Below are 12,211 nucleotides of genomic sequence, written 5' to 3' on the forward strand. Positions count from 1 at the left end.
GAACAACGATATGGCACAGGGCCACAAGGCACACGGAAAGATCGCGCTGGTCACCGGCGCCAGCCGCGGCATCGGCCGCGCCATCGCTCTCGGACTGGCGGCGCGCGGCTTCGACCTCGCGCTGAACGACATCGCCCGGCAGGCCGGCGCACTGGCCGAGACGGCGGGGGAGGCGCGGGCGCAAGGCGTCCGGGTGGTCGAACTGCACGCCGACGTGTCGGCCAAGGACGAGGTGCAGGCGATGGTCGACCGCGCCGTCGCCGAACTCGGCACCATCCACGCGCTGGTCAACAATGCCGGCATCCTGATCGCCGCCACCGTGGAGGACTGCCCGGAAACCGCCTGGGATCAGGTGATGGATGTGAATGCCAAGGGCACCTTCCTCGTCACCCAGGCGGTGCTGCCGCTGATGAAGGCGCAGGGCTATGGCCGCATCTGCAACATCGCCTCCATCGGCGGCAAGCACGGCGCGCCGGAGCAGGCGCATTACTCGGCGTCGAAGGCCGCGGTGATGGGCTTCACCCGCGTGCTGGCGCAGGAGGTCGGGCCGCTCGGCATCACCGCCAACTGTGTGTGCCCCGGCATCATCCTGACCGACATGGGCCGGGTGAATCTCGACGATCCGGCGATCCGCGACGGCTGGAAGGCCAAGACCGCCATGGCCCGCATCGGCGCGCCGGAGGATGTCGCCGGGCCGGTGGCCTTCTTCTGCTCCGACGACAGCGCCTTCGTCACCGGCCAGACGCTGAACGTCGACGGCGGCATCGTCCTGTCCTGACGGAGCCCAAGCGGAGCTACACCTTGGTGCAAGGCGCTTTTCCGCGGGCCATCGCGTAGGGTCGACCGTCTCGACAGGCCGATTCCGATGGAGAGCCCCGCATGAGCGATGCCGCAGCGCCACCCCAGCCCGTGGGCCTGCAAGCGGTCCAGCAACCGCCTCCGGCCTCTCCCCCGCCGGCCCCGCCGGTTGCCTGGAGTCCCTGGCTGGTGCGGCTGGCGGTGCTGGGGCTGGCGGCGGTCCTGCTGGTGGCCTTTGCCACGCGCTGGGACCGCTGGCTCGGCTCCGCCGCGCGCCAGACCACCACCGACGCCTATCTCCAGGCCGACATCACCCCGCTGTCGGCCCAGGTGGCGGGCGTCGTCCGCGACATGCCGGTCGAGGACTTCCAGCAGGTTAAGGCCGGCGACCCGGTGGCGATGATCGTCGACGACGACTACCGCGCCCGCGTCCAGCAGGCCGACGCGGCGCTGGAGGCGGCCGACGCCGCCATCGCCCAGCTCGACATCCAGAAGCGCACCCAGCGCGCCCTGGTCGATCAGGCCGAGGCGAACGTCCATGGGCTGGAGGCCGAGGCGTGGCGGGCGCGGCTGGAGGAGGCGCGGCAGCGCTCCCTGACCGAGCAGGGCGTCGCCGGCACGCTCCAGGCGCTGCAACAGGCGCAGGCGACCTCCCGCCGCGCCCAGGCGGCGCTGGAGGCGGGCCAGGCCCAGGTCGACCAGCAGAAGGCGGCGTTCGACGGCATCGACGTGCAGGTGCGCCAAGCCAAGGCCACCCGGCTGCAGCGGCAGGCCGATCTCGACCTCGCCCGCATCACGCTCGACCGCACGACGATCCGCGCCCCGGCCGACGGCATGGTGGGCCAGCGGCAGGTCCGCCCCGGCCAGTATGTCGGGCAGGGCAGCCAGATCGTCACGCTGGTGCCGCTGCCGGCGGTGTGGGTGATCGCCAACTACAAGGAAACCCAGATGACGCGGATCCGCTCCGGCCTGCCGGCGACCGTCCGCATCGACAGCTTTCCCGACGTGACGCTGACCGGCCGGGTTGCCGCCCAGTCGCCGGCCAGCGGCAGCCAGTTCGCCCTGCTACCCCCCGACAACGCCACCGGCAACTTCACCAAGATCGTCCAGCGCATTCCGGTGAAGATCGTCCTCGACAGCCCCCATCCCTTGCAGGACCGGTTGCGCCCCGGCATGTCCGTCGTCGTCACCATCGATACGGATGGAGAGGTTCGGGAGAGCGGCCAGGAGGGCAAATCTTGAGCGTCGGTCTGGCCGGCGGGCGGCTGTCCCGCATCCTGCTGCGCCCGGCCCAGCCGATCCTGACCCACCATCCCATCGTCGGGCTGCTCGGCGTCATGCTGGGGGCGCTGATCTCCACCCTGACCTCGCGCATCACCACCTTCGGGCTGGCCGACATCCGCGGCGCCATCGGCATCGGCTTCGACGAAGGTGCCTGGATCACCACCGCCTACACGGTGGCGCAGATGCTGGTCGCCCCGGCCGCCGCCTTCCTCGGCGTGGTGTTCGGGCCGCGGCGGGTTCTGCTGATTTCCTCCCTCACCTACGGGCTGGCGATGCTGGCCCTGCCGCTGACCGGCACGCTGACCGGGGTGCTGACCTTCCAGCTGCTGGCCGGCCTGTCGTCGGGCACCTTCATCCCGCTGACCATCGGCTTCATCGTCCGCAACCTGCCGCCGCGCTATGTCGTCTACGGCATCGCCGTCTATGCGATGAACGTCGAGCTGTCGCTGAACTTCGCCGCCTCCGTCGAAGGCTGGGTGATCGAGCATCTCGACTGGCGCTGGCTGTTCTGGGACACCGCCCTGCTGGCTCCGCTGATGGCGCTGTGCGTCCATTTCGGCATGCCGGCCGAGCCGGTGCGCCGCGACCTGCTGAAGGACGGCGACTGGTGGGGCATCGCCTATGCCAGCCTCGGCTTCGCCCTGCTCTATGCCGGGCTCGACCAGGGCAACCGGCTGGACTGGTTCAATTCCGGCCTGATCGCCGGCCTCTTCCTCTCCGGCGGCCTGCTGGTCGGCGCCTTCGTCGTGCAGGAGCTGACCTGCCCCAAGCCCTGGATCACCTTCAGCGCGCTCTTCCGCGGCAACATCCCGCTTCTGTGCCTGCTGCTGGTGCTGCTGCGGCTGATCATGCTGTCCACCGCCTATCTGGTGCCGCAGTTCATGATCACGGTGAACAATTACCGCGCGCTGGAGGTCGGCGACACGCTGCTGCTGATCGCCTTGCCGCAGTTCCTGCTGGCGCCGCTGGTCGGCACGCTGCTGCGCCATGCCGATCCGCGGGTGGTGATGGCGGCCGGCTTCGCCGCGGTGGGGCTCGCCTGCTGGCTGGCCTCGCACCTGACGGCCGATTGGGTCGGCGCCGATTTCCTGCCGTCGCAGATGCTCCAGGCCTTCGGCCAGTCCTTCGCCATGACCTCGCTGATCTATTTCAACATCAAGAACCTGTCCCAGGCCCACATCCTGGCGCTGGGCGCCCTGTTGCAGACCTCGCGCCTGCTGGGCGGCGAGCTGGGGGCCGCCTTCATGCAGACCTTCGTCCGCGTGCGCGAGCAGTTCCACAGCTTCCGTCTGGTGTCCGACGTGGTGGCCGGCGGCACCGACACCGTCCACCGGCTGGCCGGCGGCATGGCGCGGCTCGCCGCCCGCTCCACCGGGCCTGAGGAGGCGAGCGACCGCGCCCTGTCGCTGCTGGCGGCGGCGGTGCGCAAGCAGGCCTATGTGCTGGCCTACATCGACGGTTTCGTCGTCATCGCCTGGTTCATCGTCGGCGGCCTGCTGCTGATCGCCCTGCTGCGCCCGGCCCCGAAACAGTAGAAGTGGTCAGACTCCGACCACCTCCCTCACCGCCTGCTCTCACGGCCGCAGCGACTTCAGCACCAGCTCCACCATATGGTCCAGCCGTTCGTCCTTCGCCGGGTCTGCCAGCAGGTCGCGGCCGAAGATGACCGACAAAGTGTGGACGTTGGACAGGTAGAAGTAGGACAGCCCGGCGATGGAGATGTAGAGCTGCACTGCATCGACCCCGGCGCGGAACACCCCCTGCTTCACCCCGCGCGCCAGCACGTCGCCGATCATCTGCACGAAGGGGGAGTGCATCGACTGCACCTGCCCCGAGGTCTTCAGCAACTCGGCCCGGTGCAGGTTCTCGATGTTCAGCAGGGCCATGAATTCGGGATGGTCGATGAAATACTGCCAGGTGAAGCCGATCAGCCGCGCGATGGCCTCGGGCGGGGCCAGCTTGTCGAGGTTCAGCGTGCGCTCGGTGTCGCGGATGTGGGCATAGGCATCCTCAAGCACCGCCAGATACAGCTCTTCCTTGTTGCCGACATGGTAATAGAGCATGCGCTTGTTGGTGCCGGCCTGCTCGGCGATGCGGTCGACGCGGGCGCCGCCCAGCCCGTAGCGGGCGAACTCCTCCGTCGCGGCGGCCATGATGCGGGCCCGCGTCCCTTCCGGGTCGCGGGTCACCTTGGCCGGCGCTGCGGCGTTTGCGGCCGGCGCCGCAGCACCTCTGGCGGGTGCGGGGGCGGACGGCGCCGGGTCGGGGGTGTCGGTCAGGCTGTCCATGCGGGAAGCCGGCTCCTGCGGTCCGGGGGAGGGGGCTGGTTCTCCCCCATGGTAGAAGCGTCCGCCAGCGATTTCAAACCACGCTGCGGTGCCGCTCGATGCAGGTGTCCAGCACCTCGCCCATCGGCTTTTCCCACCAGGTGTTCTGCGAGAAGATCTCGACCTCCGAATAGCCGGCGAAGCCGCACTCCTCGACCCAGCCGCGGATGCGCGGGATGTCGATGACGCCGTCGCCCATCATGCCGCGGTCGAGCAGCAGGTCGCTGGTCGGCACCAGCCAGTCGCAGACATGGAAGGCCATCAGCCGTTCCTTGCCGGCGCGGCGGATCTGCGCCTCCAGATCCGGGTCCCACCAGACGTGATAGACGTCGACCGCCACCCCCAGCGCCCCCGACTTCCCCGGATCCAGCCGGTCGCAGAGGTCGAGCGCATGGGCCATCGTGTTCACGCAGGCGCGGTCGGCGGCATACATCGGGTGCAGCGGCTCGATGGCCAGCGGCATGCCGGCCTTGCGGGCATAGTCCAGCAGCTCGGCGATGCCGTCCTCCACCTGCGAGCGGGCGAGTGCGATGTCCTTGCTGGCCGGCGATCCGGGCCGGGAATATTGCGGCAGCCCGCCGACCACCAGCACGAGGCAGGCGGCCCCCAGTGCTGCCGCCTCGTCCACCGCGCGGCGGTTGTCGTCGCGCACCTCCGCCGCCTTGGACGGATCGGCCGGGAACATGCCGCCGCGGCAATAGCCGGACAGCGCCAGCTCGCCGCTGCGCACCGCCTGCACCGCGGCGTCGAGCCCGACCGCCGCCACCTGATCGCGCCAGGGCGCCACGCCGCGGATGCCGCGGCGGGCGCAGGCGTCGAGGATCTCGACCAGATTGCCCTGCTTGCGCACCGTGGCGGTGTTGATCGACAGCCAGCGATGGTCCGTGGAGAAATCCCGCATCACGAAATCCCCCGCACCGCCAGCACCGCCGCCATCCGCTGCGCCGCGCGGTCCGGATCGGACAGCAGTCCGGCCTTGTCGGCCAGCCGGAACAGCTCGGCCAGATGCAGGGTGGAGCGGGTGCTCTCCTGCCCGCCGACCATGGTGAAATGGTCCTGATGGCCGTTCAGATAGGCCATGAAGACGACGCCGGTCTTGTAGAAGCGGGTCGGCGCCTTGAAGATGTGGCGCGACAGCGGCACGGTCGGCGCCAGGATGTCGTGGAACCCCGCCTCGTCGCCGTCTGCCAGATGGGCCAGCGCCGCCGCAGCGGCCGGCGCGATGGCATCGAAGATGCCGAGCAGCGCGTCGGAATGCTGCTGCCCGTCGCCGGCGATCAGCTCGGCGTAATTGAAGTCGTCGCCGGTGTACATGCGAACGCCCGCCGGAAGGCGGCGGCGCATGACGATCTCCTTGTCCTTGTCGAGCAGCGAGATCTTGATGCCGTCCACCTTCGGTGCATAGTCGCCGATGATCGACAGCGCGGTGTCCATCGCCGCGTCGACGTCGGCCGTGCCCCAATAGCCGGCCAGCGCCGGGTCGAACATGTCGCCCAGCCAGTGCAGGATCACCGGCTGTTTCACCTGCGACAGGATGCGGCCATAGACGCGGACGTAATCCTCCGGCCCCGTGGCGACGCGGGCCAGCGCGCGCGACGCCATCAGGATGATGCGGCCGTCCAGCGCTTCGATGGCCTCGATCTGCTCCTCATAGGCGCGGATGACGTCGTCGACGCTGCGGGCGTTCTCCGGCGGCAGATGGTCGGTGCCGGCGCCGCAGGCGATCACCCCGCCGCGCGCCTTGGCCGCCGACTGCGACCGCCGGATCAGCTCCAGCGAGGTAGGCCAGTCCAGCCCCATGCCGCGTTGCGCCGTGTCCATCGCCTCGGCGACGCCGAGCCCGAGGTCCCACAGATGCTCGCGGAAGGCGATGCTGCGCTCCCAGTCGATGGCCGGGGCCAGCCAGGGATCGCACTCGGCCAGCGGGTCGGCGACCATGTGGGCGGCGGCGAAGGCGATGCGGGTCAGCGGCCGCTCGGTGCGGGCGGGAAAGCCGCGCGGCGGGGCCAGCGTGTAGCTTTCGATGCTGCGGTCGGCGCGGGGGAGGCGGATGGTCGGCATGGGCGGTATTCCTGGGATAAGTCGCAGCGGAGGGGCCGGGGGAGGGGTGGGGGAGGGGGCGGTCCGCACCCCTCCCCGGCGAACGCCTCAGCCCTCGATGGCCGGCACGTCGACCCAGCGGCGTTCGCGCCAGCTCTGCATGGCGCACTCCACCAGCTGGACGCCCTTGGCGCCCTCGATCAGGCCGTGATTGTAGGGGGTGTCCTCGACCACATGGCGGATGAAGGACTCCCACTGCACCTTGAAGCCGTTGTCGAACACGGCATTGTCGGGCACCGGCTGCCAGGTGTCGTAGAAGTCGATGGTCTGCTTCTGGTCGGGGTTCCACACCGGGCGCGGCGTGCCTTGGCGCGGCTGGATCACGCAGTCGGTCAATCCGGCGACCGCCGAGCCGTTGGTGCCGTCGACATGGAAGGTCACCAGATCGTCGCGGTAGACGCGGGTGCACCAGGACGAGTTGATGGTGGCGATCACGCCGCCCTCAAGCTCGAACATCGCATAGGCGGCGTCGTCGGCGGTCGCCTTGTAGGGCTTGCCCTTCTCGTCCCAGCGCTCCGGAATGTGGGTGGCGCCCAGGCAGGAGATGCTCTTCACCGTGCCGAACAGATTGTCGAGCACATAGCGCCAGTGGCAGATCATGTCGAGGATGATGCCGCCGCCGTCCTCCTCGCGGTAGTTCCACGAGGGACGCTGCGCCGCCTGCCAGTCGCCCTCGAACACCCAGTAGCCGAACTCGCCGCGCACCGACAGCATGCGGCCGAAGAAGCCGCTGTCGCGCAGCATGCGCAGCTTCTCCAGGCCCGGCAGGAACAGCTTGTCCTGCACCGTGCCGTTCTTCACCCCGGCCTCGGCGGCCAGCCGGACGACGCGCAACGCCTCGTCCAGGTTGGTGGCGATGGGCTTCTCGCAATAGACGTGCTTGCCGGCGCGGATCGCCTTCTCCAGCAGCGTCGGGCGCATCTGGGTGGTGCCGGCGTCGAAGAAGATCACGTCGTCCGGGTTTTCCAGCGCTGCGTCGATGTTGTCGCTCCAGCGCTCGATGCCGTGGCGGCGGGCCAGCTCCTGCATCTTCTCGGCGTTGCGGCCGACGATGATCGGGTCGGGCATGACGCGCGAGCCGTCCGACAGGGTGACGCCGCCCTGGGCGCGGATCGCCAGGATCGAGCGGATCAGGTGCTGGTTCATGCCCATCCGCCCGGTGACACCGTGCATGATGAGGCCAAGGCGCTTGGTGCTCATGGGAGGACTCCTTCGGAAAACGCTGATGTCGGGTTTGAAAGGGGGGAAAGCGTGGCCCGGTCGGGCCCCGCTGAAGAGGCGAAACCGGGACCGCGCAGCGGGGCGGTCGGCAGCCGGCCGGAGCCGGTGGCGAGCCTGACCGTGCCGTCGGCGCGGCGGTCGTAGAAACCGGGATGGGCTTTGAGGAAGGCGTCGGCCTCGGCGGCGCTGCCGAAGCCCTCGCCATACTGGTGCCCGTTGCGCTCGGCATGCGGGATGCCGAGGAAGGCGACGAGCGCGGTGTCCTGCTGCACCGACAGCCCGGCCTGGCAGGTCAAATCCTCGGCGGAGATGAAGTGCGGCGGCCCCCACGCCGCGCAGCGCGCGCGGTTGAGCATCGCCTTGTACAGACCCTTGCAGGATTTCGACGACACGCCGCGATAGCCCATCGCGCGGGCGCGCGGGAAGGCGTCATAGCCGTCGTCGGACTCGTCGATGATCACCGGCACCCGCTCCGCCACCGCGCCCAGCGGCCGGGCGAGCGCCTCCTCCCGCGCGATCGGCTGCTCCAGATAGGCGAGCGCCTTGCGGAAGCCGGCCAGCGCCGGAGAGGCGTCGATGCGGTCGAGCAGCTCGGCGACATGGGCGGCGTCGCGATACTGCTCGTTGCCGTCCAGCGTGGCGCGGTAGCCGGGGGCGGCGCTTTCCAGCACGGCGGCCAGTTCCGCCAGCCGCTCGGCGTCGGCGGCGGCATCGCCGCCCAGCTTGATCTTGAACCAGCGCAGCGGCGTGCGCTCCAGCAGGGCGCGCAGGTCGTCAGCCTTGTCGAGCAGCCCGACCGTGTGGCGCAGCTCGACCTCGCCGAGCGGGGACAGCCCACGCAGGAACCCGTCAAGATCGAAGCCGGCGAGATCGGGGGCCAGCCGCGCGTCCAGCCCGGCGACATTGCCGCCCAGCCCGTCGAAGGCATTCAGGTTCAGCACCCGCAGCAGCCCGTCCAGCACCGCCTTGTCGATCTGCGCCGGCCCGAAGGCGGCGGCCAGTTTCGGCTCCAGCACCGGGCTGTAGGCGGCGTGATGGCCGAAGGCGGTGTCGAGCCGGTCGTCGGACAGATAGGCGTCGCGCGCTTCGACCAGCGAGCGGCGCAGGCCGTCCACCGTCTGGGCCGGGCTGCGGTCCGGGCGCTTGTCGAACCATTTCGGCATCATCATCTCGGCCGTCGCCCCCCAGGCTTCCCCCTGCCCCTCGACCGCGACCAGGGCACGGACGAAGGATTGCGGGGCGGCCTCCACCGTCACCGCGCCGAAGCGGAACGGCTTCACGAAACGGACGGGCCGCTCGTACAGCTCGATGGCGCGGATCTGGAGACGGGGGGCGGCCGGGTGGGCGGACATGGCGAGTGTCTTTCGGTACGTCTTCGGCCGTCATCCCCGCGGATGCGGGACCCCAGCCTGCGCAGCGGGTCGGCTGCGAAGTTGTCTCGATCCCCGCTTGCGCGGGGATGACGCACAGTTTCTGCGGTGCCGGTTTGCGGTGCCGGCGGGGCGCCCGGCGCTTAGTCCAGATGCCCCTGCGCCGCGAAATGCTTGCGGATGGTCTGGGTCAGCTGGATGAACACCGGGTCGCCCATCACGTCCAGCGTCCGCGGGCGCGGCAGCGGGACCTCGTAGGTGGCGGCGATGGTGCCGGGACGCTCCGACATCACCATCACCCGGTCGGCCAGGAACACCGCCTCGGGGATGGAGTGGGTGATCAGGATCACCGTCTTGCCGGTCTCATGCTGGATGCGTTGCAGCTCGACATTCATCCGTTCCCGCGTCATGGCGTCGAGCGCGCCGAACGGCTCGTCCATCAGCAGGATCTTCGGGTCGTGCACCAGTGCCCGGCACAGGGCGGCGCGCTGCTGCATGCCGCCCGACAGCTGCCAGGGATATTTCTGCTCGAACCCCTTCAGCCCGGTCATCTCGACCAGCTTGTGGGCCCGCTCCAGATAGCGTTCCCGCGGCAGCCGGCGGATTTCCACCGGCAGCATGATGTTGCGCAGGACCGACCGCCAGGCCAGCAGGGTCGGGCTCTGGAAGACGATGCCGGTGTCGTCGTGCGGCTCGGTGACCGTGTCGCCTTCGATCTTGATCGTGCCGCTGCTGACCGGCAGCAGGCCGGCCAGCATCTTCAGCAGGGTGGACTTGCCGCAGCCCGACGGACCGACGATCACCAGGAACTCGCCCGGCCGCACGTCGAAGGTGATGGGGCGGAGCGACGGCACCTCGCCGTCGCGGGTGCGGTAGGTCTTGGTCACGCCGTCGATGCGGATCAGCGGCTCGCCGGACAGGCGCTGCGTCGCCGCCTCGCCGACCAGTTTCAACTGAGGCTGTGCCATGCTCTCCTCGTCGCTCCCTGCGGTGGGCTGGGCAGTGGGCTGGGCAGTGGGCCGTGCGGTGGGCCGGTCGGTCACGTCTGGCTCGCGATCACTTGGCGGCGGCGTTCACCGCGGCGGCGGCCGGGTCGGGCGGCAGGAACTCGCGGGTGTAGAAGCGCTTCGGATTCTCCTTGGCCGCCGCGTCCAGCCCGCCATATTCGACCAGCAGATCGACCGTCTCCTTCATGTTGGCGTCGGTGACCTGGAAGGGCCGCAGCTTCTCCGTCTCCTTGGTGCGGTAGAGCGGGATGGTCAGCTCGAAGCCTTCCTGGAGCGTGTCGGGCTTGCCGCCCTTCGGGTTGGCCTTCAGGATCGCCGCGGCGGCATCCTTCGGCGCCTTCTCCGCCTCTTCCACCGCCTTGGTGGTGGCGGCCATGAAGCGGCGGACGAGGTCCGGGTTGCTCTTCATCATGTCGGTGTTGGCGATGATGCCGGACGAGACCATGTTGACGCCGTAATCGGCGAAGCGGATCGGCGTCACCGACTTGCCGGTGGCGTCCTTGATCTTCATGCTCTGGTCCATGACATAGCCCAGCAGCAGGTCGGCCTGTCCGTTGATGACGGCGTTCAGCTTGGTCTGCGCGTCGCCCGACACCACCTCGAAGTCACGCTCCTTCAGGCCGGTCTTCTTCAGGAACAGCGGCCAGATCTGGGACATGCTGTCGCCCGGCGTCATGGCGACGATGCGGTTCTTGATGTCTTCCGGCTTGCGGATGTTCTTCTCGGTGAAGCCCATCGCCGACATCGGGCTGGTCTGCAGCAGCACGCCCGGCGATGTCACCGGCGCGCCCTTCATGGCGGCCTTGATCATGGTCGGCACGTCGACATAGCCGAAGGTGACGCCCTTGCTGGCGACCAGCTGCGTCGTCACTGCCGAGCCGCGGCCTTCCTGGATTTCCAGGTCGATGCCCTCGGCCTCATAGAGTCCCTTGTCCTTGCCGTAGTAGAAGGGCGCGTGCTCGCCATAGACGTACCAGTTCAGCATCAGCGTCACCTTGTCGGCGGCCTGCGCCGGCAAGGTGGAGGCGGCGAAGGCGCAGAGCGCTGCGACGATGGTTTTCTTCATCACGACCGGTGACCTCCCATGGGTGGTGGATCGCCCCGTCGGCCTGCGTTGCGCGGCGTCGGGGTTCTTGTCGATGAACGGATGTTTCGAGGTGCCGTCAGGCGCCGAGATTGGCCTTGTGGCGCTGGCTGGAGTGCCAGGGAATGGAGAAGCGCTCGACCACGTCGATGACCCAGAACAGCACGACGCCCATCAGCGCCAGCACGGTCAGCGCCGCGAACATCAAGGGCAGCTCGAAATTGCCGATGGAGCGTTGCAGGACGAAGCCGATGCCGGAGTTGGAGCCGACGAATTCGCCGACCACCGCGCCCACCACGGCCAGCGTGATCGAGACCTTCAGCCCGGCGAAGATCGCCGGCAGGGCGTGCGGCAGGCTGACCATCTGGAAGGTCTGGAGGCGCGACGCCTTCATCGAGCGGGCGAGATCCATCATCTCGTTGTCGACCGACTTGAAGCCCTGCACCGCCGACACCACGACCGGGAAGAAGCCCAGCAGGAAGGCGGCGATAACCTTGGGCATCAGGCCGAAGCCGAACCACACCACGAACAGCGGTGCGATGGCGACCTTGGGGATCGACTGCGAGAAGACCAGCAGCGGGTAGACATAGGCTTCGACCACGCGCGATCCGGCGATCAGCATCGCGATGGGAATGCCGAACAGCACCGACAGCGCGAAGCCGCCGAGCGTGGCCGTGAAGGTCGGGACGGATTCGGCCAGCAGGCGCGGCCATTCGTCGATCATCGCCAGCACGACGTCGCCGGGCTTCGGCACGAGATAGGCCGGGACGCCGAACACCCGGACCGACAAATCCCACAGAACCAGCAGGATGACCATCAGCAGGATGGGGCGGACCCAGTCGGAATTGAGCAGGCGCAATGCTGCGCCCGAGCGAGAGCGGGGTTCCATGCGTCTCCTCCGGCCGGCGGGCTCGGGGCGACCAGTGTGGCGGTCGCTATGTTTTAACCGGCTGGTTAAAAGTACGTCCGCATGCCCCCTGCGGTCAACACAGAAAATGGCGCGGGCGAATCATTTGCGCT

General features: G+C 69.0%; 11 protein-coding genes. 3 read left to right on the forward strand and 8 right to left on the reverse strand.

From position 1 onward, the window contains the following. The first annotated feature begins 10 nt into the window (after nt 1–10). The 3 genes from ACWPN8_RS17390 to ACWPN8_RS17400 all read left to right on the forward strand — a co-directional run bounded on the left by ACWPN8_RS17390 (nt 11) and on the right by ACWPN8_RS17400 (nt 3,617). Nucleotides 11–778: an SDR family NAD(P)-dependent oxidoreductase gene (locus ACWPN8_RS17390; protein ID WP_492241614.1), complete on the forward strand. Its 768-nt coding sequence runs from the start codon at nt 11–13 to the stop codon at nt 776–778. 101 nt (nt 779–879) lie between these two features. Beyond that, nucleotides 880–2,040 carry an HlyD family secretion protein gene (locus ACWPN8_RS17395; RefSeq protein WP_492241615.1) on the forward strand — a complete coding sequence of 387 codons (1,161 nt, stop codon included), beginning with the start codon at nt 880–882 and terminating at the stop codon, nt 2,038–2,040. Beyond that, the gene (locus ACWPN8_RS17400) at nt 2,037–3,617 is read left to right on the forward strand and encodes an MFS transporter (RefSeq protein WP_492241616.1); all 1,581 of its coding nucleotides are present in this window, start codon (nt 2,037–2,039) and stop codon (nt 3,615–3,617) included. The genes ACWPN8_RS17395 and ACWPN8_RS17400 overlap by 4 nt, the downstream gene beginning before the upstream one ends. Nucleotides 3,618–3,656: 39 nt before the next feature. On the opposite strand, the gene ACWPN8_RS17405 is transcribed toward ACWPN8_RS17400, so the two are convergent. From ACWPN8_RS17405 to ACWPN8_RS17440, 8 genes are all read right to left on the reverse strand, one after another. After that, a complete protein-coding gene (locus ACWPN8_RS17405; RefSeq protein WP_492241617.1) occupies nt 3,657–4,370 on the reverse strand; it encodes a TetR/AcrR family transcriptional regulator in 714 nt (237 codons plus the stop codon). Nucleotides 4,371–4,443: 73 nt separating this feature from the next. Beyond that, nucleotides 4,444–5,310: a sugar phosphate isomerase/epimerase family protein gene (locus ACWPN8_RS17410; RefSeq protein ID WP_492241618.1), complete on the reverse strand. Its 867-nt coding sequence runs from the start codon at nt 5,308–5,310 to the stop codon at nt 4,444–4,446. Next, nucleotides 5,310–6,470, reverse strand: coding sequence for a dihydrodipicolinate synthase family protein (locus ACWPN8_RS17415; RefSeq protein WP_492241619.1), 1,161 nt, complete (start codon nt 6,468–6,470; stop codon nt 5,310–5,312). The genes ACWPN8_RS17410 and ACWPN8_RS17415 overlap by 1 nt, the downstream gene beginning before the upstream one ends. A gap of 87 nt (nt 6,471–6,557) precedes the next feature. Further along, a complete protein-coding gene (locus tag ACWPN8_RS17420; protein WP_109095751.1) occupies nt 6,558–7,709 on the reverse strand; it encodes a Gfo/Idh/MocA family protein in 1,152 nt (383 codons plus the stop codon). Then, nucleotides 7,706–9,082 carry an enolase C-terminal domain-like protein gene (locus ACWPN8_RS17425; RefSeq protein WP_492241620.1) on the reverse strand — a complete coding sequence of 459 codons (1,377 nt, stop codon included), beginning with the start codon at nt 9,080–9,082 and terminating at the stop codon, nt 7,706–7,708. Before ACWPN8_RS17425 ends, ACWPN8_RS17420 begins: the two co-directional genes overlap by 4 nt. Nucleotides 9,083–9,243: 161 nt before the next feature. Next, entirely contained in the window at nt 9,244–10,068 is an 825-nt protein-coding gene (locus tag ACWPN8_RS17430) for an ABC transporter ATP-binding protein (RefSeq protein ID WP_109095749.1), read from the reverse strand. Between the two features lie 88 nt (nt 10,069–10,156). Continuing rightward, entirely contained in the window at nt 10,157–11,173 is a 1,017-nt protein-coding gene (locus tag ACWPN8_RS17435; protein ID WP_174469704.1) for an ABC transporter substrate-binding protein, read from the reverse strand. A gap of 97 nt (nt 11,174–11,270) precedes the next feature. Further along, complete coding sequence (locus ACWPN8_RS17440; protein ID WP_098736847.1) at nt 11,271–12,080, reverse strand: ABC transporter permease; 810 nt, start codon at nt 12,078–12,080, stop codon at nt 11,271–11,273. Nucleotides 12,081–12,211: the final 131 nt, after the last annotated feature.

The organism is Azospirillum sp. UENF 112521 (assembly GCF_058780665.1).